Genomic DNA, 14,311 nt, shown 5'->3' on the forward strand with positions numbered 1-14,311 from the left:
GGGGGACAACGTCACCTTCACCGTCGAGCTCATCAAGCCCATCGCCCTGGAAGAAGGCCTCCGCTTCGCCATCCGCGAAGGAGGACGTACCGTCGGCGCCGGTGTGGTGTCCAAAATCATCGAGTGAGGGAGGCCCAGCGTGCCAAAGATCCGCATCAAACTTCGGGGCTTTGACCACAAGAGCCTGGATGCCTCGGCGGCCAAAATCGTGGAGACGGCTCGCCGCAGCGGGGCCAAGGTCTCGGGTCCGGTGCCCCTGCCCACCCGGGTACGCCGCTTTACCGTGCTGCGCAGTCCTTTCAAGCACAAGGACAGCCGGGAGCACTTCGAGCTGCGCACCCACAATCGGTTGGTAGACATCACCGATCCCACCCCCAAGACCATAGAGGGGCTGCGGAACCTGGATCTGCCCACCGGCGTGGAGATTGAACTCAAGATGATAGGAGGCCGCTGATGAAGGGCATCCTTGGAACCAAGGTGGGCATGACCCAGATCTGGAGGGGGGACCGGGTGGTGCCCGTGACCGTTATCCTGGCTGGTCCTTGCCCGGTCGTACAGCGCAAGACGGTGGAAAAGGACGGCTACGAGGCGGTTCAGCTCGGTTTCCTTCCCCAAAAACCCCAGCGGGTGAACAAGCCCCTGAAGGGCCACTTTGCCCGGGCTGGGGTGGAGCCGGTGCGGTATTTGCGGGAGATACGGGGCTTCAGCCCCGAGGGGGATACCGTGACGGTGGAGATTTTCAAACCGGGCGAGGTGGTGGACGTGACCGGTACCTCCAAGGGCCGCGGGTTTACCGGCGTGATGAAGCGCTGGAACTTTGCTGGGGGCTATGACTCCCACGGTGCCCACAAGGTCCACCGTCATCCGGGCTCCATCGGCAACCGCAAGACCCCGGGCCGGGTCTTCAAGGGAAAGAAGATGGCCGGGCGCTGGGGCAACGAGCGGGTGACCATCCAGGGCCTCGAGGTGGTGGATGTGCTCGCCGAGGAGAACCTGCTTTTGGTCAAGGGGTCGGTGCCGGGGGCCAACGGCAGCCTGGTGATCGTGCGGGAGACCAGCAAGGTACCGGAGAAAGCGGGCAAGGGAGGTAAGTGATGTACAGCATTCCGGTGCTCGGCAGCAGCAGGACCGTGGAGGCCCACCTTCCTGCGGAGGTAAGCCCCCACGTGCTCTACGAGGTTGTGCGCTGGCAGATGGCCTCCCGCCGTCGGGGCACGGCGGCCACCAAGACCCGCGGGATGGTCAGCTTCACCAGCAAGAAGATGTACCCCCAGAAGCACACCGGGCGGGCCCGTCACGGCGATTTTGGGGCGCCCATCTTCGTGGGCGGGGGTACGGTGTTTGGGCCCCAGCCGCGCGACTACAGCTACACCCTGCCCAAAAAGGTGCGCAGGCTGGGCCTGGGTATGGCCCTGGCCGATCGGGCGCGGGAGGGGAAGCTGTTTTTGGTGGAGCAGTTTGAAGGGGTGAACGGCAAAACCAAGGAGTTCGTAGCCTGGCTCAAGAGCCACAATCTGGAAGGCCCCTCCATCCTGTTGGTGACCCGCGACGAGAAGGTGGCCCGCTCGGCCCGCAACCTGCCGCAGGTATGGGTGCTGGCCCCGGAGGGGCTGAATGTATACGACATACTGCGGCGGGAGGTGTTGGTGGTGGAGGCGGCGCTTTGGGCGGATGTGCAGGCCCGGTTGGGGGGTGAGGCCCAGTGAAGACGCCCTACGATGTGATTCTGAAGCCGGTTCTTTCTGAGAAGGCCTATGCCCGCTTTGCCAGCGGCGAGTACACCTTTTGGGTGCACCCCGAGGCCACCAAGACCGAGATTGCCAACGCGGTGGAGGCGGCCTTCAAGGTCAAGGTGGTGCGGGTTAACACCCAGAACGTGCGCGGCAAGGAGAAGCGTCTGGGCCGCTTTGTGGGCAAGCGCCCCGATCGCAAGAAGGCCATTGTGAAGGTAGCGGAGGGGCAAAAGATCGAGGCCCTGGAAGGGTTGATCTGAAGGCCGAGGATACAACGTCACTTGGCAGCAGCATGACCCGGCCCATGCGTATCAGGTGAGAGGAAGCAAAGATGGCAGTCAAGAAGTTCAAACCCTACACCCCCTCGCGCCGCTTCATGACCGTGGCGGACTTCTCCCTTCTGACCAAGAAGCGCCCGGAGAAGAGCCTCACGGTTCCTCTGAAGAAGACTGGTGGGCGCAACAACCAGGGGCGCATCACCGCGCGTTTTCGTGGGGGCGGCCACAAGCGGCTTTACCGCATCATTGACTTTCACCGCCGCGACAAGGCAGGCATCCCGGCTAAAGTAGCAGCTTTGGAGTACGACCCCAACCGCACCGCCCGTATCGCCCTCCTGCACTACCGAGATGGCGAGAAGCGCTATATTCTAGCGCCCGATGCTTTGGCGGTGGGGGCCACGGTGTTGAGCGGCCCGGAGGCCCCTATCTCGGTGGGGAATGCCCTCCCCCTGCGCTTCATCCCGGTGGGTACGGTTATCCACGCGGTGGAGCTGGAGCCGGGCAAGGGCGCCAAGATGGCCCGCAGTGCAGGCACCAGCGTTCAGGTGCAGGGCCGCGAGGGCGACTATGTGGTGCTGCGCCTGCCCTCGGGGGAACTCAGGAGGGTGCACGGGGAGTGCTACGCCACCGTGGGCGTGGTTTCCAACGCCGACCACAAGAACATCGTGCTGGGCAAGGCTGGCCGCACCCGCTACCTGGGTCGTAAGGGCCACGTGCGCGGTTCGGTGATGAACCCGGTGGACCACCCCCACGGCGGTGGGGAGGGGCGCGCTCCTCGCGGCCGTCCCCCGGTCTCGCCCTGGGGCCAGCAGGCCAAGGGCCTCAAGACTCGCAAGCGGAAGAAGCCCTCGAGCGCCTTCATCGTCGCGCGCCGCAAGTGAGGGAGGTGAACCATGCCGCGTAGCTTGAAAAAAGGAGTCTTCGTGGACAGCCACCTGCTTGAGAAAATCGAGGCGCTAAACGCCAAGGGCGAGAAGCGGGTGATCAAGACCTGGAGCCGCCGCAGCACCATTGTGCCCGAGATGGTGGGGCACACCCTGGCGGTCTACAACGGCAAGCAGCACGTGCCGGTTTACATCACCGAGCAGATGGTGGGGCACAAGCTGGGAGAGTTCTCGCCCACCCGTACCTACCGGGGCCACGGTAAAGAGGCCAAGACCGCTAAGAAGTGAGGTCCAAGGTGGAGAGGAAGCGACTGAAGAAAGGGGAGCGCAGCGACATACGCAAGGACCTGCGCGATGTGCACTACCCCGGTTCGGCGGGGCTCATGCGCTACGCCCGGATGCCCCTGCGGGAGCGGGGCGAGGCCTTGAAGAACGAGACCCCGCACACCTATGCCTTGGCTCGAGCCCGCTATGTGCGCATGTCGCCCCGCAAGGTGCGGCGGGTGGTGGACCTCATCCGGGGTAAGAGCCTGGAGGAGGCCCGGGCCATCCTCAGGTACACCCCGCACCGGGCCGCTCGGGTGGTGGCCAAGGTGCTCGAGTCGGCGGCCGCCAACGGTATCAACGACGACCGCAAGAACATGCTAGAGGACCGGATGTACGTCAAGGCGGCCTTCGTGGACGAGGGGCCGGCCCTCAAGCGGGCGCTGCCCAGGGCTCGTGGGAGCGCCCACATGATCAAGAAGCGTACCAGCCACATCACCATCGTCGTGGGGGAGAAGAATGGGTAACAAGATTCATCCCATAGGTCTGCGCCTGGGCATTACCCGCGACTTCGAGTCGCGCTGGTACGCGGGCAAGAAAACCTACGCCAAGGTCCTGGCGGAAGACCGCATGATCCGCGAGCTCATCGAAAAGGAGCTGCAGCCAGCGGGCCTGGCCCGAATCGACATCGAGCGCGCCGCTGACAACGTGGCGATCACGGTGCACGCCGCCCGACCCGGGGTGGTCATTGGGCGAGGGGGCGAGACCATCAAGCGCTTGCGGGAGCTTTTGCAAAGCAAGTTTCCCGGGCGCACCGTGGCCCTCAACGTGCAGGAGGTGCCCAACCCCAACCTCTCCGCACCCCTGGTGGCCCAGCGGGTGGCCGAGCAGATTGAACGTCGCTTCGCTGTGCGCCGCAGCATCAAGCAGGCGGTGCAGCGCGTCATGGAGGCCGGGGCTAAGGGGGCTAAGGTGATCGTCTCTGGCCGCATTGGAGGAGCTGAGCAGGCCCGGGTGGAGTGGGCGGCGGAGGGCCGCGTGCCCTTGCACACCCTGCGGGCCAACATCGACTACGGTACGGCTCGAGCCGAGACCACCTACGGCTCCTTGGGGGTCAAGGCCTACATCTTCCTGGGCGAGATTATCGGCAGCAAAAAGACAGGTACGGTGGCCGTGGCCCGCCCGGCTGCGTCCAAGCGGGAGGAGGGCAAGCCCCGTCGCCGCTCGGCGGTGCGCAAGGCCGGTGCCGCTAAGGAAGGGGGGGAGTAGCGCATGTTGATGCCCAAGCGCATGAAGTACCGCAAGGCCCACCGGGGCCGGTTGAAGGGCACCACCAAGGGGGGCGACTACGTGGCCTTCGGGGAGTGGGGCCTGGTGGCTATGGAGCCGAGCTGGATCACCAGCCAGCAGATTGAGGCGGCCCGTGTGGCCATGGTGCGTCACTTCCGCCGCGGGGGCAAGATTTTCATCCGCATCTTCCCCGATAAGCCCTACACCAAGAAGCCCCTCGAGGTGCGGATGGGTAAGGGTAAGGGCAACGTGGAGGGGTACGTGGCTGTGGTGAGGCCGGGCCGGGTGATGTTTGAGGTCTCCGGGGTGAGCGAGGAGCAAGCCCGGGAGGCGCTGCGGCTGGCCGGACACAAGCTGCCCATCAAGACCAAGGTGGTGAGACGCGATGCCTACGACGAAGCCCAGTGAGCTGCGCAAGCTCTCTGAAGCTGAGCTGCAGAAGCGGATTCAGGAAAGGAAAAAGGAACTTATGGAGCTGCGCTTTCAGGCCAGTATCGGGCAGCTTGAGAAAAACCACCGGATCCGCGAGGTCCGGCGGGAGATCGCCCGGATGCTCACCATCCTAGGCGAGAAGGCGCGGCAGAAGGGAGCCAGCCATGCCTAAGAAGGTGCTGACCGGCGTGGTGGTGAGCGATAAGGCTCAGAAGACCGTTACGGTCCTGGTGGAGCGCCAGATGCGCCACCCGCTCTATGGCAAGGTGATCAAGCGCTCGAAGAAGTACCTGGCCCACGACGAGAACGAGCAGTACAAGCTGGGCGATGTGGTGCAGATTCGCGAGTCCCGCCCCATTTCCCGCCGCAAAAGGTTTGTGGTGGTGGGGCGGCTCGAGGAGGGCCGGATGGACCTGGTAGAGCGCTACCTTTTGCGTAAGGAGCGTGGTAACGCATGATTCAGCAGGAAACCGTGCTGGAGGTGGCCGACAACACTGGGGCGCGTAAAATCGCCTGCATCCGGGTTTTGGGCGGCCACCATCGCAAGTACGCCAGTGTGGGGGATGTGATTGTGGCCTCGGTCAAGGAGGCCATCCCTCGAGCCATGGTCAAGGAGGGGGACGTGGTCAAGGCGGTGGTGGTGCGCACGGCCAAAGAGGTGCGCCGGCCGGATGGCTCCTCCATTCGCTTCGACACCAATGCCGCGGTCATCATCAACGCCCAGAACGAGCCCCGCGGCACCCGTGTGTTTGGGCCGGTGGCCCGCGAGCTGCGAGAGCGCGGCTTTATGAAGATTGTTTCGCTGGCCCCGGAGGTGCTTTAAAGGGATTGCGGGTGCTTGCCGTAGGCGAGTGCCGATGTGCTGCAGGCCCCGGGTCTGCAGCCCCGCAATCACCCCCAGGACACGCCCTGGGGGCAGGCCAGGGATGCTTTTTGGGGGCGTTTCTGCTAAACTTTTCCTTTGGCGCCTAGAGACCCCCCAGGGGGCAGAATCGGAGGAGAGATGAAGGTGCATGTCAAAAAAGGGGATACCGTGCTGGTTCTCTCCGGTAAGGAGGGGCTGCGCGGCAAGACCGGGAAGATTAAGGCGGTGATGCCCAAGGAGGGGCTGGTGGTGGTGGAGGGGTTGAACCTGGTCAAGAAGGCGGTTCGCCCCAACCCCCGCAACCCCCAGGGGGGCTTCATCGAGGTAGAGGCGCCCATCCACGCCTCTAAGGTGATGCCCATCTGCCCAAGTTGTGAGAAGCCCACCCGGGTGCGCAAGAAGTTCCTGCCCGACGGCACCAAGGTCCGGGCCTGCGCTAAGTGCGACGGCGTGTTGGATACCAAGTAAGGGGGTTGCCGATGCCGCTGGATGTTGCCCTCAAGAAGCGATACCTAGAGGAAGTGCGCCCAGCGCTGATGAAGCGCTTTGGCTACACCAACGTTATGGCGGTGCCGCGCCTGGTTAAGATTGTGATCAACCAGGCCCTGGGCGAGGCCAAGGACGACAGCCGGATTCTGGAGCGGGCGGGCAAGGAACTGGCCTTCATCACCGGCCAGCAGCCGGCCATTACCCGGGCTAAGAAGTCCATCTCCAACTTCAAGCTGCGCCAGGGCATGCCCATCGGTCTGCGGGTTACCCTGCGGGGGGACCGGATGTGGATATTTGCCGAGAAGCTGGTGCACATTGCCCTGCCCCGCATCCGCGATTTTCGCGGGCTCAACCCCAATGCCTTCGATGGGCGGGGGAACTACAACCTGGGCCTGAAGGAACAGTCCATCTTCCCTGAGATTACCTACGATATGGTGGATGCGGTGCGTGGAATGGATATCGCCATCGTTACCACCGCCAGGACCGATGAGGAAGCCCGGGCACTTCTAGAGTACCTTGGCTTTCCCTTCCGCAAGTCGTGAGAAAGGAGGTGAGGATATGGCCAAGAAGTCGCAGGTGGAGAGGATGAAGCGCAAGCTCAAAACCATGGCCAAGTATGCGGCCAAACGGGCGGCCCTGAAGGCGGCCGGGGACTACGCTGCGCTGGCCGAGCTGCCCCGGGATGCCAGCCCTACCCGCCACAAGAACCGCTGTGCGGTGACGGGTCGGGCCCGCGCGTACATCCGGTACTTTGGGCTTTCCCGCTTGCAGTTCCGCGAAATGGCCCACAAGGGCCTGCTGCCTGGGGTTAAGAAGGCGAGCTGGTAGGTTTCAAGCCCTGTGTGGGGAAGTTCTGAGCTGGCAGGTTGGCCTGTTTGGCCAATACCGGGTTCCGCAAACCTCCCCCTTCCAGCACGGTGGCTTGAAAAAGAAGGAGACTCTGCAATGCTCAGCGATCCTATTGCCGATATGCTGACCCGGATCCGCAACGGGGTCATGGTGTACAAGGAGAGTGTGGACGTTCCCGCCTCCAAGTTCAAGGAAGCGATTGCCCGCATCCTGGTGGAGGAGGGTTTCCTCAGGCGCGTGGAGCGCATTGAGGTGGACGGTAAGCCGGTGCTGCGCCTTTTCCTGAAGTACGGCCCTCGCCGGGAAAAGGTTATCCAGCACATCCGGCGCATCAGCCGCCCGGGGCGGCGGGTTTATGTGACGGCGGAAAACCTGCCCCGGGTGCGCCGGGGCCTGGGGCTGGCCATCATCTCCACCTCCAAGGGGCTCATGCCCGACCGCGAGGCGCGCAAGCTCGGGGTAGGGGGAGAGGTCATCTGCGAGGTCTGGTAGGAGGGGGCAAGATGTCGCGAATTGGTAAGCAACCCATTCCCCTGCCCAAAGGGGTGACCGTGGAGGTGGGCGCGGGGGTGGTCAGGGTCAAAGGGGTCAAAGGGGAGCTCGCGGTGCCTGTGCACCCCGACCTAATCGTGAAGAACGAAAACGGGGTGCTAACCGTAAGCCGCCCTTCGGACAGCCGCACCCACAAAAGCCTTCACGGTCTCACCCGTACCCTGCTCGCCAATGCGGTGCAGGGGGTTTCGGTAGGGTATGTGAAGGAGCTGGTCATCAGCGGTACCGGTTACCGGGCTGCCTTGCAGGGCAAGAACCTCGAGCTCACCGTGGGCCACAGCCACAAGGACATTGTGGCCCCACCTCCAGGGATTGCCTTCGAGGTGCCCGAGCCCACCCGGATTCGGGTGGTGGGGATTGACAAGCAGCTTGTGGGCCAGGTGGCGGCCAACGTGCGGGCTGTGCGTCCGCCCGATGCCTACCATGCCAAAGGCATTCGTTACGCCAACGAGGTGGTCAGGACCAAGCCCGGCAAGGCTGCTGGTAAGTGATGAGGAGGAGTTGTGGCACGTCTTTCCACCGAAGAGCGTCGGAAATTCCGGGTGCGCAACGCTGTCAAGGCCTCGGGACGCCTGCGCCTTTCCGTCTACCGCAGCCTGCAGCACATTTACGCCCAGATCATCGATGACAGCCAGGGGCGCACCCTGGCGGCAGCCTCGAGCCTGGCCCTCAAACTCACCGGCAACAAGACCGAGGTAGCCCGGAAGGTGGGGCTGGCCATCGCCGAGGCCGCCAAGGCCAAGGGCATCACCAAGGTGGTCTTCGACCGGGGGGCCTACAAGTACCACGGGCGGGTCAAGGCCCTGGCCGAGGGGGCCCGCGAAGGAGGACTGGAGTTCTGAGCCGAGGGGCTCTGGTTGGATTCCCTCGGCCTTGCGAGGTTGGATATGCCGGAAACCGACTTTGAAGAGAAGATGATCTTCGTGCGCCGCACCTCCAAAACCTACCAAGGAGGCCGCCGCTTTCGTTTTGGCGCTTTGGTGGCGGTGGGGGACCGCCAGGGCCGGGTGGGTCTGGGCCTGGGTAAGGCCAAGGAGGTGCCTTTGGCGGTGCAGAAGGCCAACCACTACGCTAAACGGGATATGATCGAGGTGCCCATCCAAAACGGCACCATTCCCCACGAGGTGAGCGTGACCTGGGGTTCCTCCACCATCCTGCTGCGCCCAGCGGCCCCGGGCACAGGGGTCATTGCCGGCCAGGTGCCCCGGGCCATTTTAGAGCTGGCGGGCATCACCGATATCCTGACCAAGGAACTGGGCTCGCGCAACCCCATCAACATCGCCTACGCCACCATGGAAGCCTTGCGCCAGCTCCAGACCTGGGAGGATGTCAAGCGCTTGCGCAAGACGCCGGAGCCCGAGGAGGTGTCCTGATGGGAACCCTCAAGGTCCGGCTGGTCAAGAGCCCGATCGGCTACCCCAAGGACCAGAAATCGGCCCTGAAGGTTTTGGGGCTTACCAAGATGCACCGTGTGCGGGAGCTACCGGATACCCCGGCGGTGCGGGGGCAGATTCGCAAGGTGGCCCACCTGGTGGAGGTGCTGGAATGAAGCTGACCGATATTCGCCCCAACGAGGGCGCCAACAAGCGGCGCAAACGGGTTGGCCGGGGGCCAGGCTCCGGCCACGGAAAGACGGCAGGGCGGGGTCACAAAGGGCAGAAGTCGCGCTCGGGGGGGGTGAAGAACCCGGCCCGTTTTGAGGGGGGGCGCTCCACCCTGATCATGCGTCTGCCTAAGCGGGGCATGAAGAACTACTCCACCGGGGAGCTCAAGCGGGTGGAGTACCAGGTGGTGAACCTGGGGGCCATCGCCAAGCGCTTCACCTCGGGAGAGGTCAACCCTGAGGCCCTGGTCCAGGCCGGTCTGGTGCGCCCTGGCTACCCGGTCAAGGTGCTGGCCCACGGGGAGGCCAGCGCGGTGCGGGTGCACGCCCATAAGTTTTCCCAGGCAGCCATCGAGAAGCTGAAAGCAGCGGGCGGCGAGGCGGTTGTGCTCGAGGGGGCCTAGGATGCTCGCGGCCTTCCGCTCCGCCATTGTTATTCCCGAGCTGCGTAAACGCATCCTGTTTACGCTGCTGGTGCTGGCGCTGTACCGGTTGGGCACCTTCATTCCTACCCCCGGGGTGGACATCAGCAAGATCCGCGAGTTCCTCGGGACCCAGGCGGGCAGCGCCCTGGGCTTGATAAACCTATTCTCAGGCGGAAACTTCGAGCAGTTCTCCATCTTCGCCCTGGGCATTATGCCCTACATCACCGCGGCCATCATCATGCAACTCCTGGTCACGGTGGTCCCGGCGCTGGAGAAGCTGCAGAAGGAGGGGGAGGAGGGCCGCCGCATCATCACCCAGTACACCCGTATTGGGGGGATTGCCCTAGGAGCGGTGCAAGGCCTTTTTCTGGCCACGGCCTTCTTGGGGGCCAACAACGGGGCCTTCCTTCTGCCTGGATGGGAGCCGGGCTTCTTCTTCTACTTCGTGGTGGTGGTTACCCAGGTGGCGGGCATAGCCCTGTTGCTTTGGATGGCCGAGCGCATCACCGAATACGGCATCGGCAACGGCACCAGCATGGTGATCTTTGCTGGGATTGTGGCTTCCTGGGGACCGCAGCTGGTCCGCACCTTTGGCCTGGTGCGCACCGGGGAGGTCAACCTGATTGCCCTCCTCTTCTTCCTGGCCTTCGTCGTGCTGGCCTTTGCGGCCATGGCTGCGGTGCAGCAAGCCGAGCGGCGCATTCCGGTCCAGTACGCCCGCAAGCAGGTGGGGCGCAGGATGTTTGGGGGGCAGGCCACTTATATCCCCATCAAACTCAATGCCGCCGGGGTGATCCCCATCATCTTTGCAGCGGCCCTGCTGCAGCTTCCGCTTTTTCTTACCGGGGTCTTCCCGGACTCCTCGGTGGCCCAGGCGGTGGCCAACTTTTTCACCCCCAACCGCTTCCCAGGGCTCCTGATCGAGGTGCTCCTCATCATCGGCTTCACCTATGTCTACACCGCGGTGCAGTTTGACCCCCGGCGTATCTCGGAGAACCTGCGGGAGTACGGCGGCTTTATCCCGGGTATTCGACCGGGCGAGCCTACGGTGAAGTTTTTGGAGCACATCGTCTCTCGTCTTACCCTCTGGGGGGCCATCTTTTTGGGGTTGGTGGCGGCCCTGCCCACCATCATGCAGAACCTGACCGGGGTGACCACCCTGGCCTTCCACTTTTCCGGTATCAGCCTCCTGATCGTGGTGGGGGTAGCCCTTGACACCCTGCGCCAGATCGAGGCCCAGCTCCAGATGCGCAACTACGAGGGCTTCCTTTCGCGTGGTCGTCTGCGGGGGCGCACCCGCTAGAAGAGGAGAGCGTTGCGATGGCAGAGGCGGTGATTTTTCTAGGCCCCCCCGGAGCGGGCAAGGGCACCCAGGCCAAACGGTTGGCGGCTGACCTGGGCTTCAGGCAGCTCTCCACCGGGGAGATTCTCCGCAGCCATGTGGCCCGCGGCACCGAGCTGGGCAGGCTGGCCAAGCCCCTCATGGACGCGGGCAAGCTGGTTCCAGACGAAATTATTCTGGGTATCATCGGCGAGGAACTGGCCGCGATGCCCAACCCCCGGGTCATCTTCGACGGTTTTCCCCGGACCCTGGCCCAGGCCGAGGCTTTGGACAGGTTGCTGGCTGAGCGGCAGATTCGTCTGCTGGGGGTTTTGCTGGTAACGGCCCCTGAGGAGGAGCTGATCCGACGCCTTTTAGGCCGGGCCCAGCAGGAGGGGCGCTCGGACGACAACGAGGAGACCATCCGGGCCCGTATGGTGGAGTACCGCCAGAAGACCCAGCCTTTGGTGGACTACTACGCCCGCACCGGGAGCCTGAAGGAAATCAACGGTCTGGGTCAGGTGGAAGAGGTCTATCAGGCTATCCAGGCAGCGCTGGGGCTTCGGGCTTAGCCATGGCCATCTACATCAAGTCACCCTGGGAGATTGAGAAGATGACCAAAACCGGTCAGCTCCACACCGCCATTTTTGCCGAGGTGGAGCCCCATATCCGTCCCGGGGTGAGCACCTACGAGCTGGACCAGCTCATCCTGCAGGCCATTGAGCGGGTGGGGGGCAAGGCCCCGCAGATCGGCTACCGGGCAGGGGGCACGGTACCCTATCCCAGCGCGACCTGCATGTCGGTGGACGATGTGGTGGTGCATGGCCTTCCCTCCAAGCGGCCCTTGCGGGAGGGGGAGCTTCTTAAAATCGACTTCCTCTTCACCTACGATGGCTATACCACCGACATGGCCCGGACCTATGCCATTGGCAGGGTTTCTCCGGAGGCTGAGCGGCTCATGCGGGTCACCGAGGAGGCCTTCTGGGTAGGATTTGAGCTTCTGCGTCCGGGAAAACGAATTGGGGATGTGGGTGCAGCGGTACAGGACTTTGTGGAGCGTCAGCACGGTCTGTGGTGCATTCGCGAGATGGTGGGGCACGGGGTGGGCCGTGAACTTCACGAAGATCCCCAGGTGCCCAACTACGGTGAGCCGGGCAAGGGGCCCAAGCTGCGCCCGGGCATGACCCTGGCCTTTGAGCCTATGGTTGCTTTATACCCGGCCAAGATGGTAATATTGCAGGATGGTTGGACGGCCACGGTTGGAAAAGGCAACCTGGCGGCCCACTACGAAAACACGGTCCTCATAACCGAGTCTGGCCCTCGCCTCCTGACGGGGAGCCAGAAGTCTATGCCGGTAGGCCGGTAGTGCGAGGAGGAGCGCTTGCCCAAGGAGAAGGACACCATTCGTGCAGAGGGTGTGGTCAGTGAGGCCCTGCCCAACACCACCTTCCGGGTGCAGCTTGACAACGGTCCGGAGATACTTTGCTACATCTCCGGCAAGATGCGGATGAACTACATCCGAATTCTGCCGGGCGACCGGGTGGTGGTGGAGATCACCCCCTACGACCCCACCCGCGGGCGGATTGTGTACCGGCGATAGCGAGGGAGCCAAGATGAAAGTGCGTACTTCGGTCAAGAGAATGTGCGACAAGTGCAAGGTAATTCGCCGTCGTGGGCGTGTCTACGTGATCTGCGAAGACCCCACCCACAAGCAGCGGCAGGGCTAGGAGGTAAGGGATGGCGCGTATCGCAGGTGTGGAGATCCCCCGCAACAAGCGCGTGGATGTGGCCCTGACCTACATCTACGGAATCGGCCCGGCCCGGGCCAAGGAGGCCCTGGAAGCGACCCAAGTGAACCCTGCCACCCGGGTAAAGGACCTGACCGAGGCCGAGGTGGCCCGCTTGCGCGAGTTTGTGGAGGGTAAGTACAAGCTCGAGGGCGAGCTGCGGGCTGAGGTGGCCGCCAACATCAAGCGGCTGATGGATATCGGTTGCTACCGGGGTCTGCGTCACCGCCGGGGGATGCCGGTGCGGGGACAGCGCACCCGCACCAATGCCCGTACCCGCAAAGGGCCCCGCAAAACGGTGGCAGGGAAGAAGAAAGCGCCCCGCAAGTAACAAAGCGCCAGCGGAGACTCCAGGTGCCCTGCGCCTTTGCGCGGGCTAGAACGAGGAGAGTATGGCCGAGAAGAAAACTACAGGTCGGAAGAAAAAGGTCAAGCGTCAGGTGCCCTCTGGGAAGGCCTTTATCCACGCTTCGTACAACAACACCATCGTCACCATAACCGACCCCGAGGGTAACCCGGTCACCTGGTCCTCGGGTGGGGTGATTGGCTACAAGGGCAGCCGCAAGGGCACCCCATACGCCGCCCAGCTTGCCGCTATGGATGCGGCCAAGAAGGCCCAGGGCTTTGGCATGACCAGCGTGGAGGTGGTGGTGCGGGGTACCGGGGCGGGCCGTGAGCAGGCCATACGGGCCTTGCAGGCCAGCGGGTTGCAGGTGCGCTCAATTGTGGATGACACGCCGGTGCCCCACAACGGCTGCCGCCCGCGCAAGAAGTTTCGCAAAGCGGTCTAGAGGCTTTTTCGCAGGGGTGAAACTTTGGTTCCCTGTTTCACCCCGTCTTCCTGGGAACCCGGAAGCTTTAGCTGCCGCATGAGGAGAGAGAATGGGTCGCTATAGAGGACCAATCGTAAAAGTGGCGCGTCACCTTGGGGTGAACATCGCCGAGACCGAGAAGGTACAGAAGTATCTTGACCGCCGCCCGTACGCTCCTGGCCAGCATGGGCAGAAGCGCAAGGGACGCCCTTCCGACTACGCGGTGCGCCTGCGTGAAAAGCAGAAGCTGCGCTTCATCTACAACCTGTCGGAGACCCAGTTCCGCAACCTCTTTGAGGAGGCCAGCCGCAAGAAGGGGGTGACGGGCACCGTCTTCCTGCAGCTCCTGGAGAGCCGGCTGGACAACGTGGTCTTCCGCATGGGGATTGCCTCCACCCGGCGCCAAGCCCGGCAGTTTGTGCGCCACGGGCACATCCTGGTCAACGGGCGCCGGGTAACCCTCCCGGGCTACCGGCTTAGGCCGGGGGATGAGGTGAGGGTTTCGGAGCGGGCCAAGAAGATGGAGTTCATCATTCAAAACGTCGAGCGCTTCAAGAACCGCAAGGCCTTCCCCTGGCTCGAGTTCAACCCCGAGACCATGACCGGCAAATTCCTGCGCCTACCTGAGCGGGAGATGCTCTCGTTGCCGGTCAACGAGCAGCTCGTGATCGAGTTCTACTCCCGATAGTCCGCGCCATCGGAGCCGACCGCGCCTCCGGAGGAGGTC

The 14,311-nt window shown here is 63.6% G+C and carries 29 protein-coding genes and 1 pseudogene; all 30 read left to right on the plus strand.

Annotated features, from left to right (window positions below; translation table 11 throughout):
- A pseudogene (tuf, locus tag DV704_RS02645) lies at window positions 1–127 on the plus strand (elongation factor Tu); the annotation flags it as partial.
- A gap of 12 nt (window positions 128–139) precedes the next feature.
- Entirely contained in the window at window positions 140–454 is a 315-nt protein-coding gene (gene rpsJ, locus DV704_RS02650; protein ID WP_114798026.1) for a 30S ribosomal protein S10, read from the plus strand.
- Window positions 454–1,095: a 50S ribosomal protein L3 gene (gene rplC, locus DV704_RS02655; protein ID WP_114798027.1), complete on the plus strand. Its 642-nt coding sequence runs from the start codon at window positions 454–456 to the stop codon at window positions 1,093–1,095. The genes rpsJ and rplC overlap by 1 nt, the downstream gene beginning before the upstream one ends.
- Window positions 1,095–1,706, plus strand: coding sequence for a 50S ribosomal protein L4 (gene rplD / locus DV704_RS02660; protein WP_114798028.1), 612 nt, complete (start codon window positions 1,095–1,097; stop codon window positions 1,704–1,706). The genes rplC and rplD overlap by 1 nt, the downstream gene beginning before the upstream one ends.
- Window positions 1,703–1,993, plus strand: a complete 291-nt coding sequence (locus DV704_RS02665) for a 50S ribosomal protein L23 (RefSeq protein WP_114798029.1) — start codon at window positions 1,703–1,705, stop codon at window positions 1,991–1,993. Before rplD ends, DV704_RS02665 begins: the two co-directional genes overlap by 4 nt.
- A 71-nt stretch (window positions 1,994–2,064) precedes the next feature.
- Window positions 2,065–2,892 carry a 50S ribosomal protein L2 gene (rplB, locus tag DV704_RS02670; RefSeq protein WP_114798030.1) on the plus strand — a complete coding sequence of 276 codons (828 nt, stop codon included), beginning with the start codon at window positions 2,065–2,067 and terminating at the stop codon, window positions 2,890–2,892.
- A gap of 12 nt (window positions 2,893–2,904) precedes the next feature.
- Window positions 2,905–3,183: a 30S ribosomal protein S19 gene (gene rpsS / locus DV704_RS02675; protein ID WP_114798031.1), complete on the plus strand. Its 279-nt coding sequence runs from the start codon at window positions 2,905–2,907 to the stop codon at window positions 3,181–3,183.
- 110 nt (window positions 3,184–3,293) lie between these two features.
- Window positions 3,294–3,686, plus strand: a complete 393-nt coding sequence (rplV, locus tag DV704_RS02680) for a 50S ribosomal protein L22 (RefSeq protein ID WP_114798411.1) — start codon at window positions 3,294–3,296, stop codon at window positions 3,684–3,686.
- Window positions 3,679–4,428 (plus strand): 30S ribosomal protein S3, encoded by a 750-nt coding sequence (gene rpsC, locus DV704_RS02685; RefSeq protein ID WP_114798032.1) that lies wholly within the window; start codon window positions 3,679–3,681, stop codon window positions 4,426–4,428. The genes rplV and rpsC overlap by 8 nt, the downstream gene beginning before the upstream one ends.
- Window positions 4,429–4,431: 3 nt before the next feature.
- Window positions 4,432–4,857 carry a 50S ribosomal protein L16 gene (gene rplP, locus DV704_RS02690; RefSeq protein ID WP_114798033.1) on the plus strand — a complete coding sequence of 142 codons (426 nt, stop codon included), beginning with the start codon at window positions 4,432–4,434 and terminating at the stop codon, window positions 4,855–4,857.
- Entirely contained in the window at window positions 4,835–5,053 is a 219-nt protein-coding gene (gene rpmC, locus DV704_RS02695) for a 50S ribosomal protein L29 (protein WP_114798034.1), read from the plus strand. The genes rplP and rpmC overlap by 23 nt, the downstream gene beginning before the upstream one ends.
- Window positions 5,046–5,339, plus strand: a complete 294-nt coding sequence (gene rpsQ / locus DV704_RS02700) for a 30S ribosomal protein S17 (protein ID WP_114798035.1) — start codon at window positions 5,046–5,048, stop codon at window positions 5,337–5,339. The genes rpmC and rpsQ overlap by 8 nt, the downstream gene beginning before the upstream one ends.
- The gene (rplN, locus tag DV704_RS02705) at window positions 5,336–5,704 is read left to right on the plus strand and encodes a 50S ribosomal protein L14 (RefSeq protein WP_114798036.1); all 369 of its coding nucleotides are present in this window, start codon (window positions 5,336–5,338) and stop codon (window positions 5,702–5,704) included. The genes rpsQ and rplN overlap by 4 nt, the downstream gene beginning before the upstream one ends.
- 180 nt (window positions 5,705–5,884) lie before the next feature.
- On the plus strand, window positions 5,885–6,214 hold the full coding sequence (gene rplX / locus DV704_RS02710) for a 50S ribosomal protein L24 (RefSeq protein WP_114798037.1): 330 nt from the start codon (window positions 5,885–5,887) through the stop codon (window positions 6,212–6,214).
- Between the two features lie 11 nt (window positions 6,215–6,225).
- Complete coding sequence (rplE, locus tag DV704_RS02715) at window positions 6,226–6,777, plus strand: 50S ribosomal protein L5 (protein ID WP_114798038.1); 552 nt, start codon at window positions 6,226–6,228, stop codon at window positions 6,775–6,777.
- A 16-nt stretch (window positions 6,778–6,793) separates the two neighbouring features.
- A complete protein-coding gene (gene rpsN, locus DV704_RS02720; protein WP_114798039.1) occupies window positions 6,794–7,063 on the plus strand; it encodes a 30S ribosomal protein S14 in 270 nt (89 codons plus the stop codon).
- Window positions 7,064–7,180: 117 nt separating this feature from the next.
- On the plus strand, window positions 7,181–7,576 hold the full coding sequence (gene rpsH, locus DV704_RS02725) for a 30S ribosomal protein S8 (RefSeq protein ID WP_114798040.1): 396 nt from the start codon (window positions 7,181–7,183) through the stop codon (window positions 7,574–7,576).
- Window positions 7,577–7,587: 11 nt separating this feature from the next.
- Complete coding sequence (gene rplF, locus DV704_RS02730) at window positions 7,588–8,127, plus strand: 50S ribosomal protein L6 (protein ID WP_114798041.1); 540 nt, start codon at window positions 7,588–7,590, stop codon at window positions 8,125–8,127.
- A gap of 12 nt (window positions 8,128–8,139) precedes the next feature.
- Window positions 8,140–8,478 (plus strand): 50S ribosomal protein L18, encoded by a 339-nt coding sequence (gene rplR / locus DV704_RS02735; RefSeq protein WP_114798042.1) that lies wholly within the window; start codon window positions 8,140–8,142, stop codon window positions 8,476–8,478.
- Between the two features lie 45 nt (window positions 8,479–8,523).
- Window positions 8,524–9,009, plus strand: coding sequence for a 30S ribosomal protein S5 (gene rpsE, locus DV704_RS02740; RefSeq protein ID WP_114798043.1), 486 nt, complete (start codon window positions 8,524–8,526; stop codon window positions 9,007–9,009).
- Entirely contained in the window at window positions 9,009–9,185 is a 177-nt protein-coding gene (gene rpmD / locus DV704_RS02745) for a 50S ribosomal protein L30 (RefSeq protein WP_114798044.1), read from the plus strand. The genes rpsE and rpmD overlap by 1 nt, the downstream gene beginning before the upstream one ends.
- On the plus strand, window positions 9,182–9,643 hold the full coding sequence (gene rplO, locus DV704_RS02750) for a 50S ribosomal protein L15 (protein WP_114798045.1): 462 nt from the start codon (window positions 9,182–9,184) through the stop codon (window positions 9,641–9,643). The genes rpmD and rplO overlap by 4 nt, the downstream gene beginning before the upstream one ends.
- A gap of 1 nt (window position 9,644) precedes the next feature.
- Window positions 9,645–10,967 carry a preprotein translocase subunit SecY gene (gene secY / locus DV704_RS02755; protein ID WP_114798046.1) on the plus strand — a complete coding sequence of 441 codons (1,323 nt, stop codon included), beginning with the start codon at window positions 9,645–9,647 and terminating at the stop codon, window positions 10,965–10,967.
- 17 nt (window positions 10,968–10,984) lie between these two features.
- The gene (locus DV704_RS02760) at window positions 10,985–11,557 is read left to right on the plus strand and encodes an adenylate kinase (protein WP_114798047.1); all 573 of its coding nucleotides are present in this window, start codon (window positions 10,985–10,987) and stop codon (window positions 11,555–11,557) included.
- Between the two features lie 2 nt (window positions 11,558–11,559).
- Complete coding sequence (map, locus tag DV704_RS02765; RefSeq protein WP_114798048.1) at window positions 11,560–12,351, plus strand: type I methionyl aminopeptidase; 792 nt, start codon at window positions 11,560–11,562, stop codon at window positions 12,349–12,351.
- Between the two features lie 15 nt (window positions 12,352–12,366).
- Window positions 12,367–12,585, plus strand: coding sequence for a translation initiation factor IF-1 (gene infA / locus DV704_RS02770; RefSeq protein ID WP_114798049.1), 219 nt, complete (start codon window positions 12,367–12,369; stop codon window positions 12,583–12,585).
- A 13-nt stretch (window positions 12,586–12,598) separates the two neighbouring features.
- Window positions 12,599–12,712, plus strand: a complete 114-nt coding sequence (gene rpmJ, locus DV704_RS02775) for a 50S ribosomal protein L36 (RefSeq protein ID WP_114798050.1) — start codon at window positions 12,599–12,601, stop codon at window positions 12,710–12,712.
- A 10-nt stretch (window positions 12,713–12,722) separates the two neighbouring features.
- Entirely contained in the window at window positions 12,723–13,103 is a 381-nt protein-coding gene (gene rpsM / locus DV704_RS02780) for a 30S ribosomal protein S13 (protein WP_114798051.1), read from the plus strand.
- Between the two features lie 61 nt (window positions 13,104–13,164).
- A complete protein-coding gene (gene rpsK / locus DV704_RS02785) occupies window positions 13,165–13,563 on the plus strand; it encodes a 30S ribosomal protein S11 (RefSeq protein ID WP_114798052.1) in 399 nt (132 codons plus the stop codon).
- 91 nt (window positions 13,564–13,654) lie between these two features.
- The gene (gene rpsD, locus DV704_RS02790) at window positions 13,655–14,272 is read left to right on the plus strand and encodes a 30S ribosomal protein S4 (RefSeq protein ID WP_114798053.1); all 618 of its coding nucleotides are present in this window, start codon (window positions 13,655–13,657) and stop codon (window positions 14,270–14,272) included.
- Window positions 14,273–14,311: the final 39 nt, after the last annotated feature.

The sequence above is a fragment of the Meiothermus sp. QL-1 genome (genome assembly GCF_003351145.1).
GTDB lineage: Bacteria > Deinococcota > Deinococci > Deinococcales > Thermaceae > Meiothermus.

Bases quoted from the DNA above. Each gene is read 5' to 3' on its own strand.
- rplN (WP_114798036.1), top strand. From the start codon at position 5,336: ATGATTCAGCAGGAAACCGTGCTGGAGGTGGCCGACAACACTGGGGCG.
- rpmD (WP_114798044.1), top strand. From the start codon at position 9,009: ATGGGAACCCTCAAGGTCCGGCTGGTCAAGAGCCCGATCGGCTACCCC.
- rpsQ (WP_114798035.1), top strand. From the start codon at position 5,046: ATGCCTAAGAAGGTGCTGACCGGCGTGGTGGTGAGCGATAAGGCTCAG.
- rplV (WP_114798411.1), top strand. From the start codon at position 3,294: ATGCCCCTGCGGGAGCGGGGCGAGGCCTTGAAGAACGAGACCCCGCAC.
- rpmJ (WP_114798050.1), top strand. From the start codon at position 12,599: ATGAAAGTGCGTACTTCGGTCAAGAGAATGTGCGACAAGTGCAAGGTA.
- rpsN (WP_114798039.1), top strand. From the start codon at position 6,794: ATGGCCAAGAAGTCGCAGGTGGAGAGGATGAAGCGCAAGCTCAAAACC.
- DV704_RS02760 (WP_114798047.1), top strand. From the start codon at position 10,985: ATGGCAGAGGCGGTGATTTTTCTAGGCCCCCCCGGAGCGGGCAAGGGC.
- rplC (WP_114798027.1), top strand. From the start codon at position 454: ATGAAGGGCATCCTTGGAACCAAGGTGGGCATGACCCAGATCTGGAGG.
- rpsE (WP_114798043.1), top strand. From the start codon at position 8,524: ATGCCGGAAACCGACTTTGAAGAGAAGATGATCTTCGTGCGCCGCACC.
- rpmC (WP_114798034.1), top strand. From the start codon at position 4,835: ATGCCTACGACGAAGCCCAGTGAGCTGCGCAAGCTCTCTGAAGCTGAG.
- rplO (WP_114798045.1), top strand. From the start codon at position 9,182: ATGAAGCTGACCGATATTCGCCCCAACGAGGGCGCCAACAAGCGGCGC.
- rpsD (WP_114798053.1), top strand. From the start codon at position 13,655: ATGGGTCGCTATAGAGGACCAATCGTAAAAGTGGCGCGTCACCTTGGG.
- rplD (WP_114798028.1), top strand. From the start codon at position 1,095: ATGTACAGCATTCCGGTGCTCGGCAGCAGCAGGACCGTGGAGGCCCAC.
- rpsM (WP_114798051.1), top strand. From the start codon at position 12,723: ATGGCGCGTATCGCAGGTGTGGAGATCCCCCGCAACAAGCGCGTGGAT.
- rplE (WP_114798038.1), top strand. From the start codon at position 6,226: ATGCCGCTGGATGTTGCCCTCAAGAAGCGATACCTAGAGGAAGTGCGC.
- rplB (WP_114798030.1), top strand. From the start codon at position 2,065: ATGGCAGTCAAGAAGTTCAAACCCTACACCCCCTCGCGCCGCTTCATG.
- map (WP_114798048.1), top strand. From the start codon at position 11,560: ATGGCCATCTACATCAAGTCACCCTGGGAGATTGAGAAGATGACCAAA.
- rpsK (WP_114798052.1), top strand. From the start codon at position 13,165: ATGGCCGAGAAGAAAACTACAGGTCGGAAGAAAAAGGTCAAGCGTCAG.
- rpsC (WP_114798032.1), top strand. From the start codon at position 3,679: ATGGGTAACAAGATTCATCCCATAGGTCTGCGCCTGGGCATTACCCGC.
- rplP (WP_114798033.1), top strand. From the start codon at position 4,432: ATGTTGATGCCCAAGCGCATGAAGTACCGCAAGGCCCACCGGGGCCGG.
- secY (WP_114798046.1), top strand. From the start codon at position 9,645: ATGCTCGCGGCCTTCCGCTCCGCCATTGTTATTCCCGAGCTGCGTAAA.
- rpsH (WP_114798040.1), top strand. From the start codon at position 7,181: ATGCTCAGCGATCCTATTGCCGATATGCTGACCCGGATCCGCAACGGG.
- rpsS (WP_114798031.1), top strand. From the start codon at position 2,905: ATGCCGCGTAGCTTGAAAAAAGGAGTCTTCGTGGACAGCCACCTGCTT.
- rplX (WP_114798037.1), top strand. From the start codon at position 5,885: ATGAAGGTGCATGTCAAAAAAGGGGATACCGTGCTGGTTCTCTCCGGT.
- rplF (WP_114798041.1), top strand. From the start codon at position 7,588: ATGTCGCGAATTGGTAAGCAACCCATTCCCCTGCCCAAAGGGGTGACC.